The 15464-nt window shown below is 71.3% G+C and carries 15 protein-coding genes; 11 read left to right on the top strand and 4 right to left on the bottom strand.

The genetic code is table 11. From position 1 onward, the window contains the following. The first annotated feature begins 62 nt into the window (after nt 1-62). Nucleotides 63-1199 (top strand): acyl-CoA dehydrogenase family protein, encoded by a 1137-nt coding sequence (locus tag ASD84_RS02670; RefSeq protein ID WP_156391543.1) that lies wholly within the window; start codon nt 63-65, stop codon nt 1197-1199. A gap of 24 nt (nt 1200-1223) precedes the next feature. Here the strand turns inward: ASD84_RS02670 and ASD84_RS02665 are convergent, their stop codons facing one another. Next, nucleotides 1224-1772: a hypothetical protein gene (locus ASD84_RS02665; protein ID WP_056706405.1), complete on the bottom strand. Its 549-nt coding sequence runs from the start codon at nt 1770-1772 to the stop codon at nt 1224-1226. Between the two features lie 150 nt (nt 1773-1922). Here ASD84_RS02665 and ASD84_RS02660 point away from each other — a divergent pair, with 150 nt between their 5' ends. The 3 genes from ASD84_RS02660 (at nt 1923) to ASD84_RS02650 (ending at nt 5578) form a co-directional block, all read left to right on the top strand. Further along, entirely contained in the window at nt 1923-2237 is a 315-nt protein-coding gene (locus ASD84_RS02660) for an ArsR/SmtB family transcription factor (protein WP_056706403.1), read from the top strand. A gap of 4 nt (nt 2238-2241) precedes the next feature. Further along, nucleotides 2242-3234 (top strand): TIGR03086 family metal-binding protein, encoded by a 993-nt coding sequence (locus ASD84_RS02655; protein WP_056706401.1) that lies wholly within the window; start codon nt 2242-2244, stop codon nt 3232-3234. Between the two features lie 199 nt (nt 3235-3433). Further along, nucleotides 3434-5578, top strand: coding sequence for a DEAD/DEAH box helicase (locus ASD84_RS02650; RefSeq protein ID WP_056706399.1), 2145 nt, complete (start codon nt 3434-3436; stop codon nt 5576-5578). Here ASD84_RS02650 and ASD84_RS02645 read toward each other — a convergent pair. Together ASD84_RS02645 and ASD84_RS25970 are read right to left on the bottom strand one after the other, a co-directional pair. Next, nucleotides 5575-6243: a Pr6Pr family membrane protein gene (locus ASD84_RS02645; protein WP_056706397.1), complete on the bottom strand. Its 669-nt coding sequence runs from the start codon at nt 6241-6243 to the stop codon at nt 5575-5577. The genes ASD84_RS02650 and ASD84_RS02645 overlap by 4 nt on opposite strands. Continuing rightward, nucleotides 6240-6833, bottom strand: coding sequence for a TetR family transcriptional regulator (locus ASD84_RS25970; protein WP_162251481.1), 594 nt, complete (start codon nt 6831-6833; stop codon nt 6240-6242). The genes ASD84_RS02645 and ASD84_RS25970 overlap by 4 nt, the downstream gene beginning before the upstream one ends. A gap of 74 nt (nt 6834-6907) precedes the next feature. Between ASD84_RS25970 and ASD84_RS02635 the strand changes: the two genes are divergently transcribed. The 3 genes from ASD84_RS02635 (at nt 6908) to ASD84_RS02625 (ending at nt 10094) form a co-directional block, all read left to right on the top strand. Beyond that, the gene (locus ASD84_RS02635; protein ID WP_200954544.1) at nt 6908-8338 is read left to right on the top strand and encodes an MFS transporter; all 1431 of its coding nucleotides are present in this window, start codon (nt 6908-6910) and stop codon (nt 8336-8338) included. 221 nt (nt 8339-8559) lie between these two features. Beyond that, nucleotides 8560-9819, top strand: a complete 1260-nt coding sequence (locus tag ASD84_RS02630; protein ID WP_056706394.1) for a DUF445 domain-containing protein — start codon at nt 8560-8562, stop codon at nt 9817-9819. Nucleotides 9820-9848: 29 nt separating this feature from the next. Beyond that, entirely contained in the window at nt 9849-10094 is a 246-nt protein-coding gene (locus ASD84_RS02625) for an RNA-binding S4 domain-containing protein (protein WP_056706392.1), read from the top strand. Between the two features lie 105 nt (nt 10095-10199). Here ASD84_RS02625 and ASD84_RS02620 read toward each other — a convergent pair whose 3' ends face one another. Continuing rightward, the gene (locus ASD84_RS02620; RefSeq protein ID WP_182380221.1) at nt 10200-10568 is read right to left on the bottom strand and encodes an FKBP-type peptidyl-prolyl cis-trans isomerase; all 369 of its coding nucleotides are present in this window, start codon (nt 10566-10568) and stop codon (nt 10200-10202) included. 143 nt (nt 10569-10711) lie between these two features. Here ASD84_RS02620 and ASD84_RS02615 point away from each other — a divergent pair, with 143 nt between their 5' ends. The 4 genes from ASD84_RS02615 to ASD84_RS02600 all read left to right on the top strand — a co-directional run bounded on the left by ASD84_RS02615 (nt 10712) and on the right by ASD84_RS02600 (nt 15436). Beyond that, a complete protein-coding gene (locus ASD84_RS02615; protein WP_082573115.1) occupies nt 10712-12052 on the top strand; it encodes a lipase family protein in 1341 nt (446 codons plus the stop codon). Nucleotides 12053-12136: 84 nt separating this feature from the next. Continuing rightward, nucleotides 12137-12949, top strand: coding sequence for a PP2C family protein-serine/threonine phosphatase (locus ASD84_RS02610; RefSeq protein WP_056706387.1), 813 nt, complete (start codon nt 12137-12139; stop codon nt 12947-12949). Then, entirely contained in the window at nt 12946-13956 is a 1011-nt protein-coding gene (locus ASD84_RS25965) for an FHA domain-containing protein (RefSeq protein ID WP_056706385.1), read from the top strand. The genes ASD84_RS02610 and ASD84_RS25965 overlap by 4 nt, the downstream gene beginning before the upstream one ends. 1 nt (nt 13957) lies before the next feature. Beyond that, nucleotides 13958-15436, top strand: coding sequence for a serine/threonine-protein kinase (locus ASD84_RS02600; RefSeq protein WP_056706383.1), 1479 nt, complete (start codon nt 13958-13960; stop codon nt 15434-15436). Nucleotides 15437-15464 lie beyond the last annotated feature (28 nt).

Below are 15464 nucleotides of genomic sequence, written 5' to 3'. Positions count from 1 at the left end.
GGGACCACCGGGGTCACTTTTCCGGACTGGTTGCGGGCCGCCCGGGATCGGACATTGGGGACATGACCATCACCGAACTCAAGTCCACGACCACCCCTCTCGCCCGCCCACTCGCCCGCGCCGCCGCCCTCGGCCCCGAGCTCGCGGCCCATGCCGCCCGTCACGACGAGGAGGGCACCTTCGTCTCCGAGGCGTACGACGCCCTCCGGTCCGCCGGCCTGCTGCGCGCGGCCGTGCCCGTCGAGCTCGGCGGCGACGGCGCCACGATCGCCGAGCTCACCGCCGTGCAGCGCGAGCTCGGCCACCACTGCGGCTCGACCGCTCTCGCCAGCTCCATGCACCAGCACGTCGTCGCCTTCACGGCCTGGCGCTACCGCCGCGGCCTGCCGGGCGCCGAGGCGACGCTGCGCCGGGTCGCCGAGGAGGGCATCCTCCTGGTGTCGACCGGCGGCGGCGACTTCACCCATCCGCAGGGCGACGCCGTCAAGGTCGACGGCGGCTACCGCGTCACCGGCCGCAAGCGGTTCGCGAGCCAGTCGCGCCACGGCGACGTGCTCTCCACGATGTTCGGCTTCGACGACCCCGAGCAGGGTCGGCGCGTCCTCAACATGGCTGTCCCGGTCACCGCCGACGGCGTCACGGTCGCCGACAACTGGAACACCCTCGGCATGCGCGGCACCGCGAGCAACGATGTCGACCTCGTCGACGTGTTCGTGCCCGACGAGAAGGTGCTCGCCAACCGGCCGTGGGGTGTCGTCGACCCGCCGCTCCAGGTCATCACCAGCGTGGCGTTCCCGATCGTCTCCGGCGCCTACCTGGGCGTCGCCGAGGCCGCCTACCTGGCTGCCGTCAAGGCGGCCGAACGCCGCAAGGACGACGTGACCGTGCAGCGCCAGGTCGGCCTGATGCGCACGAAGCTGCAGGTGGCGAGCTGGGCGCTCGACGGCGCGCTGGCCGTGGTGGGCGAGGACCCCGCGCCGTCGTACGACACCTTCCTGGCGGTGATGACCGCCAAGGCCGAGGTGGCCCGGGCGGGCATCGAGGTCTGCGACCTCGCGATGGAGGTCGCGGGCGGTGGCGCGTTCTTCAAGGGCTCCGTCATCGAACGGGCCTACCGCGACATCCGTGCGGTGAAGTTCCACCCGCTCACCCCGGAGGACACGCTCGTCGCGGCCGGTCGCCACGCCGTGGGGGCGTAGCGACCAGCCGGCGAGCGGGGGTCCTCAGTGGCCGCCGAGCACCCCGGCGTCGTACGCCTTGAGGACGGAGGCCTTGTCCGCACTGGTCAGGTCTCCGTCCTTGACGGCCGTGTCGAGCCGGTCCGACAGGTCGGTACGACGCTCGGCCTTCTCGGCCGCGCGCACGGTGTCCAGCGCGTCGGCGACCTTGCTCTCGTCGAGGCCGAGCTCGTCGGCCAGCGCCTTGGCGAGCGCGGCCTGACGGTCCGCCCGCTCCTCGTCGGTCGGCGGCGTCGGCTTCTCGCCCTCCGCCGGCTTCTCGGCCGGCTCCAGGTCCTCGCGGACCGCCTCGAAGGCAGCGGTGAGCTTGTCCTCGGTGACGCCGAGCGCCTTGGCCAGGGCGGCGGTGTCGACGTGGGCGCCTCCGCGTCCATGGCCCCCGGGACCTCCGGGGCCGGGGCGGGCGGCGGCGCTCGCGGACGAGTCGCCCGACGTGGTGCCGTCCGCGGTGGCGGTCAGGGTGGCGGCGGTGACGCCGCCGGCAACGGCGCCGGCGGCCAGGAGGGCTGCGGCCCTCATCCGGTACTTGCTCATCAACGTGCTCCTCTCGGTGGCCCACCTCGGTGGGGGCCTGTGACGACAGTGCGCGCCGGACCATGGCCTGACCTGCGGCGAACCTGTCGGAATGCTGTGAATCGGATGGACCTGTTGACCAATGCGTTAGTGACGGCTAACGTATTTCTCATGACCGACCCGTTCAGTGCAGCCGCGGAGCCCAGCCGGCGCCGTCTGCTGCAGCTGCTCGCGGCCGGTCCGCTGAGCGTCACCGAGCTCGCTGACCAGTTCCCGGTGACCCGATCGGCGATCAGCCAGCACCTGCTGGTGCTTGCTGACGCGGGACTGGTCGCGGCGGAGAAGTCGGGGCGGCAGCGGATCTACCGCGTCGTCCCCGACGGGCTGCGCCGGCTCCAGGCCGAGATCGACCGGTTCTGGACCTCCGAGCTCGACCAGCTGGTCGCCGATGCCCACGAACTCAACAACAACCGCACCCAGGAGTAGAGCCATGACCTTCTCGAAGACCGTCTCCCTGCCCGTCTCGCCCGACGAGGCGTTCGCGCTCGTCACGCAGCCCGAGCGGCTGCGGCGCTGGACCGCCGTCACGGCCCGCGTCGACCTGCGCGCCGGCGGCGACTACCGCTGGACGGTGACCCCCGGCAACGTCGTGGCCGGGACCGTCCGCGAGCTCGAGCCCGGGCGACGGATCGTGCTCGACTGGGCGTGGGACCAGATGGGCGCCGGCGGTGCCGACCTCGAGGTGGACGCAGTCGACAGCACCGTGATCATCACCGTCGAGCCGACCGACGGCGGCTCTCTCGTCACGCTCACCCACGAGGGGCTGACCCCCGAGCAGGAGGTCGGGCACGAGGAGGGCTGGAACCACTTCCTCGGCCGCCTCGAGGTCGCCGCGGCCAAGGGCGACGCCGGCCCCGACGAGTGGGCGTTCGCGCCCGAGCGGATGGACGAGATCGTCGCGGCCGAAGCGAGCCTGGCGGTCCTCCAGGGCGTGCTGCGTCAGGTCGTCCCGACCGACCGCGAGAAGGCCACGCCGTGCGCGGACTTCAACGTCCACGAGCTGGCCGACCACCTGCTCGACACCCTCGTGTCGCTCGGTGCGATGGCCGGGGCGGAGCTGACCCGCCAGGAGACCGCGACCCTCGAGGACGCCGTCTCGACCCTCGCGTCCGACGCCATCGAGGCGTGGCGTCGTCGTGGCCTCGAGGGCATGGCGATGAGCCCGTTCGGTGAAGCGCCGGCGCCGGTCCTCGCCGGGATCGTCTCGATCGAGCTGCTCCTGCACGCCTGGGACTTCGCCCAGGCGACCAGCGCGACCCTCACGGTCAGCGACGCCGTCGTCGAGTACGTCGCCGGGCTGGCCGCCAAGGTGGTCCCCGGTGCCCGTGGTCGGGCCTTCGGCGACGAGCTCGTTGCGCAGGTCGGATCCGACGCGTTGACCCGCCTGGCGGCGTACAGCGGGCGGACGCCTCTCTCGGCCTGAGGTGGTGGGGTGGGAGTGACCGTGTGGTCACTCTCACCCCACCAACTCGCGTGCGCTAATCTGGTGCCACCACCGAGCGACGTCGCTCCTGACGCGCCACCGGTGATGAGCACCCGATCGGCGCACTCCCGCAGCAGCGCGAGCCGCCCATCTCCATTGAGGGAAACCTTGCGGACCTGTCCGCATCGGAAGGAAACCTGTGGCTCGAGGAGGCCAGCGGGGCGCGACGCAGCAGCGTCGGAACCCCCAGGCGGCGCGCACGCGCCGCAATGAAGAGGGGATCATTCCCCAGCTCGCCCGCGCCGTGCGCGAGGTCGAGGCGGCGGTGGCCCGTCGCTCGGCAATGCCGGAGGTGCGTGCGAAGTTCCAGGTCGTCGCGCTGCTGGCCCGCGAGGAGCGCGCCCGGGTCAAGGGCGACACCGAGCTGTCCGACAGCCGCCGCGGCGAGGAGCTCAAGCGCCTGGACGGGATCGCCACGATCCTCGCCCAGACCGCGGCCCGCGACAGCACCCTGTTCACGCTGCTCGACGAGAACGCCGAGATCTCCGAGGCCGCCAAGGCCGTACGACGCGAGCTGCTCCGCAAGGCCGGAGCCGAGCCGGAGCCGGAGCCGGAGCCGGTCATCGAGGTGGTCGACGGTGCTGCCGCCGAGCGGCGCGCGTTCCCGCTGTCGGTGCAGGCGCGCCAGCTCGCCAACCCGTTCCTCGCCCCTGACTTCGACCACGCCCGGACCCGCGTCCGGCCGCGCCGCCTGGCCGGCTGGGAGCTGCTCGAGCCGCTGTTCCGCTCCTTCGAGCGCGCCGCACCCGACGCCCCGGCCTGCATGCCGCTGCCGGACGCCGACCAGCTCACCTCGATGACCGGTCGGCACGCGCCCGCCGGGCGCGAGCTGATGGCGCACCAGGCGCAGCTGATCGCCTCGGCCGCTGAGGGTCACCGCACCTACCTGCTCGCCGACGAGCCCGGACTGGGCAAGACGGCGCAGGCCCTGCTCGCAGCAGAGGCAGCGGGCGCGTTCCCGCTGCTCGCCGTCGTACCCAACGTCGTGAAGACCAACTGGGCGCGCGAGGTGGACCTGTGGGTCCCCAACCGCCGCGCGACGGTCCTGCACGGCGACGGTGACGACGCCGACGGCTTCGCCGACGTCTTCATCGTCAACTACGAGATCCTCGACCGGCACACCGCCTGGCTGGCCACTCACGGCTTCCGCGGGATGATCGTCGACGAGGCGCACTACATCAAGAACAAGTCCTCGCAGCGTTCGCAGAACGTGCTGGAGCTGTCCGCGAAGATCCGAGCCCGGATCGCGCGCCCGCTCCTGATGGCGCTGACCGGCACCCCGCTGATCAACGACATCGAGGACTTCCGCGCGATCTGGCAGTTCCTCGGCTGGATCGACGACGTGGTCCCGCAGGGCGACCTGATGGAGGCGCTCGAGGAGACCGGCCTGACCCCGGCCGACCTCGGGTTCTATCCCGCCGCCCGCCGCGCGGTCATCGACGAGGGCATCGTCCGGCGCCGTAAGATCGACGTCGCCTCCGACATCCCCGCCCGCCGGATCGCGGACATGCCGGTCGAGCTCGAGGGCGAAGCAGGTCGCTCGATCCGCAAGGCCGAGCAGGAGCTCGCCCGCCGCATGACCGAGCGGTACGACGCCGCGCTGTCCACGCGCCGGGCCGGGACCGTGGTCGACGGGATCGACCACGACCTCGTGCGCCGGGTGGCGACGTGGGAGCGGGAGGACAACTCGACCAAGACGGGCGAGAACGTCTTCGGCATGCTGCGCCGGATCGGCCAGGCCAAGGCCGGCCTCGCCGCGGACTACACCGCCCAGCTGGCCCGCAACGTCGGCAAGGTCGTCTTCTTCGCCAAGCACATCGACGTGATGGACCAGGCCGAGAAGACGTTCGCCGAGCGCGGCATCAAGTACAGCTCGATCCGTGGCGACCAGACCAGCACCGCGCGCCAGAAGGCGATCGACGCGTTCGTGAACGACCCCGAGGTGCAGGTCGCGGTCTGCTCGCTCACCGCGGCCGGTGTCGGCCTCAACTTGCAGGTCGCGTCCAACCTGGTGCTCGCCGAGCTCTCGTGGACCGACGCCGAACAGACCCAGGCGATCGACCGGGTGCACCGGATCGGCCAGGACGAGCCGGTCACCGCCTGGCGGATCATCGCCACGCAGACCCTCGACACCCGGATCGCCGAGCTCATCGACAAGAAGGCCGGCCTCGCGGCGCGGGCTCTCGACGGTGCCGGCGAGGAGGTCGAGGGCGGCTCGATCGACCTGCAGACCGAGGCGCTGGTCGCCCTGCTCACCTCGGCGCTGGAGGAGCGCGGCGACTAGGGCTTGAGACGCTGGTCGGCGTACCGGTAGAGCGCGATCAGGGCGCCGAACAGCGCCGTGATCGCGACGCACACGACGATCACCGACCCCCAGCCCTTCTCGTCGAAGTCGAGGAACGGGTAGGGGAACCAGTCGGTGGCCGCGCCGGCAACGAGGATCACGACGAGCCACCCGATCGGCCACGCCAGCGACACCTCGATCGCGCGGCGCTCGACGCGGGGCCGCGGCCCGAAGGCGAACCAGCCGATGACGGCCAGTGCCGGCACCACCATGTGCAGCAGCTTGTCGGCGACGAAGCTCGCACCCTCGAGGTCGAGCAGCGGCCGCAGCAGGAAGAAGTGCACGAGCCCGGTGACGGTGATGCCGACGATGCCGGCCAGCCTCAGGGACCGGAACGCCGTGCCGTCGCGCCCCGGGTCGCGGGCGAGCAGGACGGTGGCGACCGCGATGAGCAGGTTGCTCTGGATGGTGAAGTACGCGACCAGCCGGATCAGCCGCGTGGCCAGGCTCGGCGGGTTCTCCTCGACCAGGACGGAGGAGCCCTGGAACACCAGGACGGTCTGCAGCACGAGTGCGCCGATGGCCACGAGCGCGGTCAGGGCGTGCCAGGCGCGGGCCTGACTGATCGCGCGGCTGGTCGTGCCGCGGGTCGTGAGGCCCGTCATGGCGTCAGCAGTTGCTGGATGGCATCGCCGTACAACGCGACGAGCGTCTCGGGGGCGGCAGTGCTGAGCACGGGGTCCTCCTGGAGGAAGAGCAGGTTGAGCAGTCCGGCAACCTGCGCTGCGACGAGGGCGACGCGCACCTCGCGGTCCTCGCCGTCGAGTCGGGGCGCCAGGGGAGCGATGTATGCCTCGGCGGTGTGGCGCACCATCTCGTCGCGGACCTGTGCCAGGTGGGACCCGCGCGCGATCGCGACGAACCGTCCGCGAATGGAGGCGTTGTCGGTGTCAATCAAGTAGGCGACCAGTCGGCGGCCCACCGTCTCGAGCGGCCCGTCGATCACCTTGCCGACGCCGAGGGAGCGGTCCAGGGTGCGCAGGAAGAGCGCCTCCTTCGAGCCGAAGTGCCGGATCACCAGCGCCGGGTCGACGCCGGCCTCGGCGGCGATGCCGCGGACCGATGCACCGTCGAACCCGTGCTCGGCGAAGAGCGTTCGAGCGGCGGCCTCGATCGCTGAGCGCGTGGCTCGACCTGCCGGGCGGAGCCGGTCCTCGGCGGTGGGCTGGGCCCGCTCGGCAGAGGTCTTGGTCACACCGCAACCGTAGGGCATCGCCGGTTCGGGTCAACGCTGTTGACACTCAAGGGTCAACGCCGTTGACTCTGCGGGTGACCACGACCTCCTCACGCCCGGCCGCGACCATCGGCGTACCGGCCGAGCTCCCGGGCGCGCCACTGCTCACCGTCGTGGTGCTCTGCTTCGGCGGGCTCGTCGCGGCACTCACCCAGACCATGGTGATCCCGATCCAGGGCGAGCTGGGACAGCTGCTCGGAACCACCGAGGCCAACGCATCGTGGGTCGTGACCGTGACGCTGGTCGCAGGCGCCATCGCGATGCCGATCGCCGGTCGGCTTGGCGACCTGTTCGGCAAGCAACGTGTCCTCGCGATCAGCGCCGGACTCCTCGTCCTCGGCTCCCTGGTCTGCGCGCTGAGCAGCACCTTGGTGCCGATGCTGGCCGGCCGCCTGCTGCAGGGCCTGGCCATGGGCTTCATCCCGGTCGGCATCGCGCTGATGCGCGAGGTCACCCCGCCGCGACTGACCGCGACCGGCATCGCCGCGATGAGCGCCACCCTGGGTGTGGGTGGAGCGATCGGGCTTCCGCTGTCCGCGTGGATCGTCCAGGACTTCAGCTGGCACGCCCTGTTCTGGGTGTCGACCGTCCTGGCCGCCGTGGTCGCCCTCGCCGTCGTGGTCCTCGTCCCGCACGTCCGCGACGCAGTGCCCGGTCGGTTCGACGCGGTCGGCGCCATCGGACTCGCGGTCGGACTCGTGGCGCTGCTCGTCGCGGTGTCCAAAGGCAACGAGTGGGGCTGGGCGCACGGCCGGACGATCGGGCTCGCGATCGCCGGCGTGGTGGTGCTCCTCGCCTGGGGCAGCTACGAGCTGCGGGTCAGTGACCCGCTGTGCGACCTCCGGGTCAGCGCGCGGCGCCCGGTCCTGCTCACGAACGTCGCCGCCGTTGCGATCGGCTTCGGCATGATGGCCCAGGCCATCGTCGTTCCGCGGTTGCTGCTGACGCCGGTCGAGACCGGCTACGGGCTCGGGCAGACCCTGCTCGCGACGGGGCTGTGGCTGGCTCCGGGCGGTCTGGTGATGATGGCGTTCTCGCCCGTCTCGGGTCGCCTGATCGGCCTCCTCGGCGCCCGGATCACCCTGATGATCGGTGGCACCGTGTTGGGGCTCGGCTACCTCTTCGCCGTGTTCCTCACCGACGCCCCGTGGCAGCTGATGGTGGCCAACGGCATCACGTCCGCCGGCGTCGGCATCGGGTACGCCGCGATGCCGACCCTGATCCTCGAGAGCGTCCCGCTGGCGGAGGCCGGTTCGGCCGTCGGCATCAACGGCCTGATGCGGTCGATCGGCACGAGCGTCTCAGCTGCTGTGATGGTCGCGATCCTCACTGCCACGACCGTCGACCTCGGCGGACACGCGCTGCCGAGCGCGGAGGCGTTCCGCATCTGCTTCATCGTCGGCGCGGTTGCCGCCTTCCTCGGAGTGTTCCTCGCGGCGCTGGTCCCGCGCCGACGTACCGCCTGAAGACCGCCTGGAGAAACGTGAGGCACGGTCAGGTTTCCTGTGACAGGAGATCACGGTTAAAACCGGAACCTCCCGGGCCGCGGATCGTTGTTCGGGTGTTGCGGTGACTGGGGGGTTCCGTGACATGCAGGGGCGGTTCCGGCTTTCGAGCCGGGGCCGCCCCTTCTGGTTCCCGCAGGTCGTGACCCGGTTCCGTGGGGCGGGTACGCAAGGATGGGCGCGTGTCCGGCCCGTTGATCTCCACCGACCCGTCCTCCGACGAGATCCGCCGCAGCGCGCTGCGCCGGATGCGTACGGTGGCGGTCTCCCTGCTGCTGTTCGCCGCCGCCGTGTACGTCGTGACGCTGCGCCGCGACGGCTTCTGGGGCTTCGTCAACGCCGGCGCGGAGGCCTCGATGGTCGGCGCGATCGCGGACTGGTTCGCCGTGACGGCGCTCTTCAAGCACCCGCTCGGCCTGCCCATCCCGCACACCGCGCTCATCCCGAAACGCAAGAACGACCTCGGCAAGGGCCTCGAGGAGTTCGTCGGCGACAACTTCCTCCAGGAGGAGATCATCCGCGAGCGGGTGCTCGGCATCGGGGTCGCGCGGCGGGTGGGGGACTGGCTGGCGGTGCCCGCCAACGCGGAGCGTGTCGTGAAGGAAGGCTCGGAGCTCGCGGCCATCGCGCTCGGCAAGGTGCGCGACGAACACATCGAGGCGCTGGTGACCGAGGCACTGGTCCCGCGCTTCCACGAGGAGCCGATCGCGCCGTTGCTCGGCGGACTGCTCTCCGAGGCACTTGCCGACGACCTGCACCACGGCCTCGTCGACCTGATGATCGACGAGATCCACGGCTGGCTGGTCGCCAACCCCGAAACCGTCTACGCGGTGATCGGGGAGCGGGCACCGGCCTGGGCGCCCGAACGGCTCAATGAGGTCGTCGTCGAACGTGCCCACCGGTACCTGGTGCGCTGGGTCGAGGAGATCCAGGTCAACCCGCACCACCGGGCCCGCAAGGCGCTCGACTCGATGCTCGTCCGGTTGTCCCAGGACCTGCTGGACAACCCCGACACCCAGCTGCGCGCGGAGCGGCTCAAGGACCGGGTGCTCGATCACCCCGCCGTGATCAAGTCCGCGATCTCGCTGTGGAAGGCCCTGCGCAAGGCGCTGCTGACCTCCCTCGACGACCCCGCGGGCGCCGTACGACGCCGGCTGCTGGTCGAGGTCGAAGGCGCCTCGTCGCGTCTGCGGACCGACGCCGCGCTGCGCGAGCGGCTCGACAAGATGGCCGCCGACGGTGCGGTGTTCGCAGTGGAGCGGTACGGCGCCGAGCTGACCGCGGTCATCACCCACACCATCGAGCGCTGGGACGGCAAGGAAGCGGCCCGACGCATCGAGCTCCACGTCGGGCGCGACCTGCAGTTCATCAGGATCAACGGCACGATCGTGGGTGGACTCGTCGGCGTCCTCATCCACGCGGTGTCCGTCGGCATTCACTGACCGGTGCGACCGCGGCCTAGTCTGGCCGGGTGGCAACTCCCCAGGACGTCGGCATTCGCGACGACTCGATCCGGCTCGGTCAGTTCCTCAAGCTCGCGAACCTCGTCGAGTCGGGCGCCGAGGCCAAGCCGCCGATCGCCGACGGCCTCGTCATGGTGAACGGTGAGGTCGAGACCCGCCGCGGACGGCAGCTGGTCCCGGGGGACGTCGTGGAGCTCGCAGGGCAGGCCGCCCGGGTCGCCCAGGGCGAGACGCCGGACAACCTGCCCTGGTAGAACTGGCCGAGCGTGTCGCAGACCGAGCGACGCCGCACGGGCCCTTCGGGCCCGCGGGCGCACCCGGTGCGGCTTCGCCGCCATGCGCCACGCTGCCGGCGTAGTTCAGCGAACCTCGAGCAGGTCGACCACGAAGATCAGGGTCTCGCCGCCCTTGATGGCGCCGCCGGCGCCACGGTCGCCGTAGCCCAGGTGGGGCGGGATGACGAGCTGGCGACGGCCGCCGACCTTCATGCCCTGCACGCCGGTGTCCCAGCCGGAGATGACCTGGCCGATGCCGAGGCGGAACTGCAGCGGGGTGCCGCGGTTGTACGACGCGTCGAACTCCTCGCCCGTGGACAGGGCGACGCCGACGTAGTGGACCGACACGGTGCTGCCGGAGGTGGCCTCGGCGCCGTCGCCGACGGTGAGGTCGGTGATGACGAGGTCGGTGGGCGGGGTGGGGTCGACGAAGTCGATCTCGGGCTTTTCCATGCGCACCACCCTAAGGCGTGACGGTCGACCCGGCAGCGGGCGGTCGCGCCTGTCCGCCGCCACCCATTGACAAGTGACACCACTGTCACTAACCATGGTCGACGGGTGCGTGACGACCGTCACGTGGGACGGGGAGGCTCGACATGCAGCAGACGTCACGCAACGGACGGCGCGGGTGGGTGCTGGTGGCCCTCGTCGCGCTGCTCGCGACGCTGGTCCCGGCCGGCCAGGTGGCCGAGGCCGCCCCGGTCGCCGACCGGGCCGTGGTCGCTGCCGCGACGCCTGACCCCTTCTTCACCTACACCGGCACCAAGCCGCTGTCCGACCACGCGCCCGGTGCGGTCCTCAAGCAGCGCACGGTGAAGTACTCCCTGGCCGGCATCCCGTTGCCGCTGGACGTGGTGCAGATCGTCTTCCGCACCACCAACCAGCGCGGCCAGGCGGTTGCCGGCGTGACCTCGGTGTTCAAGCCGCTGACCGGACTCACGTCCAAGGTGATGTCCTACCAGTCCTTCTACGACTCCCTGAACCCCGAGGACGGGCCGTCGCGATCCATCGCAGGTGGCCGCAACCCGGGCGGTATGGGCGCGCACCTCGAGACGGCGATGATGGTGCCGTTCCTCCTGCAGGGCTACGCCATCGTCATGTCCGACACCCAGGGCCCCACGGCTGACTTCGCCGCGGGCCCGGAGTACGGCATGGTCACCCTCGACTCGCTGCGCGCGACCCTCAAGGTGCCGGCCACCGGCGTCGTCGCACTGACCGCTCGGATCGGCCTGATCGGCTACTCCGGCGGCGCCATCGGCACCAACTGGGCCTCGGTCCTCGCGCCGACGTACGCCCCTGACATCAACAGGCGACTGGTCGGCGCCGCCGAGGGCGGCGTGCTGGTGCGGCCCGCGACCAACCTGGGGTACGTCGACGGCAGCCTGGTCTGGGCGGGCATCGTGCCGATGGCGGTCGTGGGTGTCGCCCGGTCCTTCAACGTGGACCTGCGGCCGTACCTCAGCGCCTACGGCGTCAGCGTCTACGACAAGATGCAGAAGGCCTCGATCCTCCAGGTGCTCGGCGCGTACCCGGGCCTGACCTGGAAGAAGCTGGTCAAGCCTGCCTACACCGACCCGTCGACGATCCCTGTCTTCGTGAAGCTGGTCAACCAGCTGAACCTCGGCACTCGCCCGAACCCGACCGTCCCGATGTTCATCGGGCAGGGCGCGCTCGGCGAGCTCGAGGGCACGCTGGGCAAGCAGCGGGGCGACGGCGTGATGGTGGCCGGCGACGTCCGCTCCCTCGCGAAGAAGTACTGCGCCGGTGGTGTCAAGATCGTCCACCGGGAGTACGCGCTCAGCCACTTCCTGACGGTTCCGCTGTGGCTGCCCGAGGCCATCGGCTGGCTGAACGCCCGCTTCGCAGGCACCCCGGCGCCCGACAACTGTGCGTCGATCCCGGCCGGAAATCCGCTGGGTCCGCTGAACCCCAGTTGACGACGTGGTGCTCGCGATAGGCTGACGCCCAAGGGAATCCGTCCGGCGGACGGGAATGGTTGGGGCGTCTCGGGGGGACAGCAGGTGCGGGTCAACGTCACGGGAGCGGACACGTGGTCGTCCGCCGACTTCGCGACCCGTCTCGTGTACGCCGCCGGGAGCCATCCCGGACGGGTCCGGACCGTCAACGAGGACTCCTCGCTGGTCGCACCGCCGGTCTTCCTGGTCGCCGACGGCATGGGCGGCTACGCACGGGGAGACGTGGCGAGCCGACTGGTCGCGGAGTCGTTCGAACCACTGGCTGCGCGCGACGTGCAACCCATCGACGTCGAGGCCGCGATCGGCGCAGCGCAGCGCAGCGTCGGCGCGCTGGCCGCGGAGTTCACCTCGGCGCCGGGCTCGACGCTCGTCGCCGCGACGTACGTCCTGGAGGACGGCCGCGGCTACTGGCTGCTGGCGAACATCGGCGACTCCCGTGCCTACTGCTTCACCGATGGCGTGCTCGACCAGATCTCCAAGGACCACTCCGTGATCCAGGAGCTGATCGATGCCGGTGAGATCACCCGCGAGGAGGCGCTCGGGCACCCCGACCGCCACGTCGTCACCCGGGCGATCGGCGCGCTGACCGACTCCGAAGCGGACTTCTCGCTCGTCCCCGCCGTCCCCGGATCGCGGTTGCTGCTCTGCTCCGACGGACTCACGTCGGAGCTCTCCGACATCGCGATCTTCCACATCCTCTCCGAGCAGATGTCGCCCGAGGGCACCGTCAGCACGCTGATCGACGCATCCGTTGCTGCCGGCGGACACGACAACGTGACGGTCGTCGTGGTCGACGTCGCCCACGGACCCGAGCGTCCCGACGAGGACACCCGCCCGAAGGCGAGGGAGCGCCGATGACGACGTACGTCGCCGGAGACTTCGCCACCCTCGTCTCCGACGAGGGTGTCGTTCTCGCAGCGGCCGACCGGCTGGCCGAGGTCGCCGCCATCGCCGAGCGTGGCCTGGAGCCGCTGACGGTCGTTGAGGTGCTCTCCCGAGGTGCGCTGAGCGAGCTGCCCGACTTCGCCGCCGTACGGGTCGAACACTCCGAGGTGCGGATCCTGGTCCGTGGAGCGTTCGCGGTCTGCGTCGACGGGTTCCGCGTCGAGGGGACCGACGCCGCCACCTGGAACGAGGCCTCCGCGCCCCTGGCCGCCGGATCAGTGGTCGAGGTTGTTCCGATCGGCGTCCGGACCACCGGCGTCGCGCTCCCGCTGGTCGGTGGTGTCGTGCACAGCGGTGGGGTCACCTGGCGTCCGGGCGCCGCCATGGCGTCCGAGTCCGAGCCGGCCCCCGCGCCCGCCCCCGCACCTGCCCCCGCAGCGCCGGCCCACGAGCACACCGTCTTCCGCGTGCCTGCGCCCGCTGCTGTCACACCCACCCCGCCCCCGCCCCCGCCGCCGTCGAGTCCACCGGACCCCTCCCCGGAGCACGACGGACGCACGATCACCTCGGCCCAGATGCAGGCCCTCCGGGCCGGGCAGCCGGCACCGGCCGCCATGGCGCCGACGCAGCCCGGTCGTCCGCTCGTGGCGCTCGAGCTCTCCACGGGTCGGGTGGTCCAGGTGCGCCGGCGCGTACTGATCGGCCGCAGTCCACGGGTCCAGCAGGTCGGCGGCAGCGCGAACCTGCCTGCCCTCGTCACCGTGGACGACCCCTACGTCTCCAGCACCCACCTGGAGGTCGCAGCCGAGGGCGCCCGGATCACCGTCACCGACACCTCGACGAACGGCACCCTGCTCACCCGTCAGGGGCGGGCGCCGATCCCGCTGCCGCCCGGTGTGGCAACGGAAGTGGCTGTCGGTGACGTCCTCACCCTGTCCAAGGGACTGACGGCGACCGTCGTCCCGGCGCCGGGGCGCTGACGTGCAGGCGCCACAGATCCCGGGCTTCACCTTCATCGACCGTGTCGGCGAGGGTGGCTTCGCCGACGTCTTCCGCTACCAGCAGGACCTGCCGACGCGGCAGGTGGCGATCAAGGTGCTGCGCAGTGGCAGCGACACAGGTTCGCTCGAGCTGTTCCGTGCCGAGGCGAACGTGATGGCCCAGCTGTCCAACCATCCCTCGATCGTGCCGATCTACCAGGCCGGCGTGAGCTCCGACGGGCGCGCGTTCCTGGTCATGGAGTTCTGCCCGCCGCCGCACGTGGCCCAGCGTTATCGCGCGCAGCCGCTGCCCGTCGGCGAGGTGCTCGACATCGGGGTCAAGGTCGCCAGTGCCGTCGAGACCGCCCACCGCGCAGGGATCCTGCACCGCGACATCAAGCCGCACAACATCCTCACCAGCACGTTCGGCGTGCCGCTCCTGACGGACTTCGGCATCGCCTCGGTGGTGGGGGAGTCCGGCGCGGCCGGCCAGGGACTGTCGATCCCGTGGTCGGCACCCGAGTCGCTGTCGGCCGACAGCCACGACGTCCGCAGTGACGTCTACTCGCTGGCCGCGACGTTGTACTCGCTGCTCATCGGACACTCGCCCTTCGAACGGCGCGAGGGCCCCAACGACAACGCCCACCTGATCTCGCGGATCGAGCGGGGCCAGCTGACACCGCTGCGTCGGCCCGATGTCCCGGCTTCCCTCGTCGACGTGCTGCGGCGTGCGATGTCCCTGCAGGTCCAGAAGCGCCCCGTGTCCGCGATGGCCCTGGGCCGTCAGCTGCAGGACGTCCAGATCGAGCTGCGCCAGTCGCCCACGCGGCTCGAGGTGATGGACGCCTCACCCTCGGCGCTGGTCGAGGAGCACCCCAACGACGCCCGCACGCTGATCCGCCCGGTCTCGGTGATCATCCCCGCCGCCGTCAGTGCCCGGCCGGCGCCGCTGCAACCCGCGATCGACGAGGTGACCCGCATCCCCGGCGCAGCGCCGGTCGAGACGGACGGGAGCTCCGCTCGTCGTACCGCTCCTCGTCGTGAGGAGTCTAGGCGTCTGGGCCTGCCAGCGCGGATCGCGATCGGGGTGGTCGTGGCGGCGATCGTGGCCGGTGTGGGGTACGCGCTGGTGGCCGGCGACTCCGGCGACGGCGACGACAGGACCGGACCGCTCCGCGGTGAGGCTCCCGCCGACCCCGTGGAGGTCATCGACGTACCCGCAGCACCGGTGGTGACCAAGTCGGGCAAGGGCCTTCGCTGGACCTTCCACTGGGAGCAGGTGGAGCCCCGTCAGGGCGACGAGTTCAAGCTCGTCTTCACGGGCGACGGCGTGGCGCCGGCACCAGCCGAGTTCACGACAGAGACGAGCAGGACCTTGACCATGGCGAAGGACGCGACCGTCTGCCTCCAGGTTTCGCTCTCGCGCGACGGGAGCCAGCCCTCGCCGCTCTCCCAGCAGGTCTGCGCGGTGGGCCAATGAAACACCCCACGAAGTTCTCCGCTTCCCC

The organism is Nocardioides sp. Root682, assembly GCF_001427795.1.
Lineage (GTDB): Bacteria > Actinomycetota > Actinomycetes > Propionibacteriales > Nocardioidaceae > Nocardioides.
The sequence above is the reverse complement of the archived record's forward strand: the minus strand, read 5'-3'. Positions and strand labels throughout refer to the sequence as shown.

Bases quoted from the DNA above. Each gene is read 5' to 3' on its own strand.
- ASD84_RS02670 (WP_156391543.1), top strand. From the start codon at position 63: ATGACCATCACCGAACTCAAGTCCACGACCACCCCTCTCGCCCGCCCA.
- ASD84_RS02665 (WP_056706405.1), bottom strand. From the start codon at position 1,772: ATGAGCAAGTACCGGATGAGGGCCGCAGCCCTCCTGGCCGCCGGCGCC.
- ASD84_RS02660 (WP_056706403.1), top strand. From the start codon at position 1,923: ATGACCGACCCGTTCAGTGCAGCCGCGGAGCCCAGCCGGCGCCGTCTG.
- ASD84_RS02655 (WP_056706401.1), top strand. From the start codon at position 2,242: ATGACCTTCTCGAAGACCGTCTCCCTGCCCGTCTCGCCCGACGAGGCG.
- ASD84_RS02645 (WP_056706397.1), bottom strand. From the start codon at position 6,243: ATGACGGGCCTCACGACCCGCGGCACGACCAGCCGCGCGATCAGTCAG.
- ASD84_RS02620 (WP_182380221.1), bottom strand. From the start codon at position 10,568: ATGGAAAAGCCCGAGATCGACTTCGTCGACCCCACCCCGCCCACCGAC.
- ASD84_RS02615 (WP_082573115.1), top strand. From the start codon at position 10,712: ATGCAGCAGACGTCACGCAACGGACGGCGCGGGTGGGTGCTGGTGGCC.
- ASD84_RS25965 (WP_056706385.1), top strand. From the start codon at position 12,946: ATGACGACGTACGTCGCCGGAGACTTCGCCACCCTCGTCTCCGACGAG.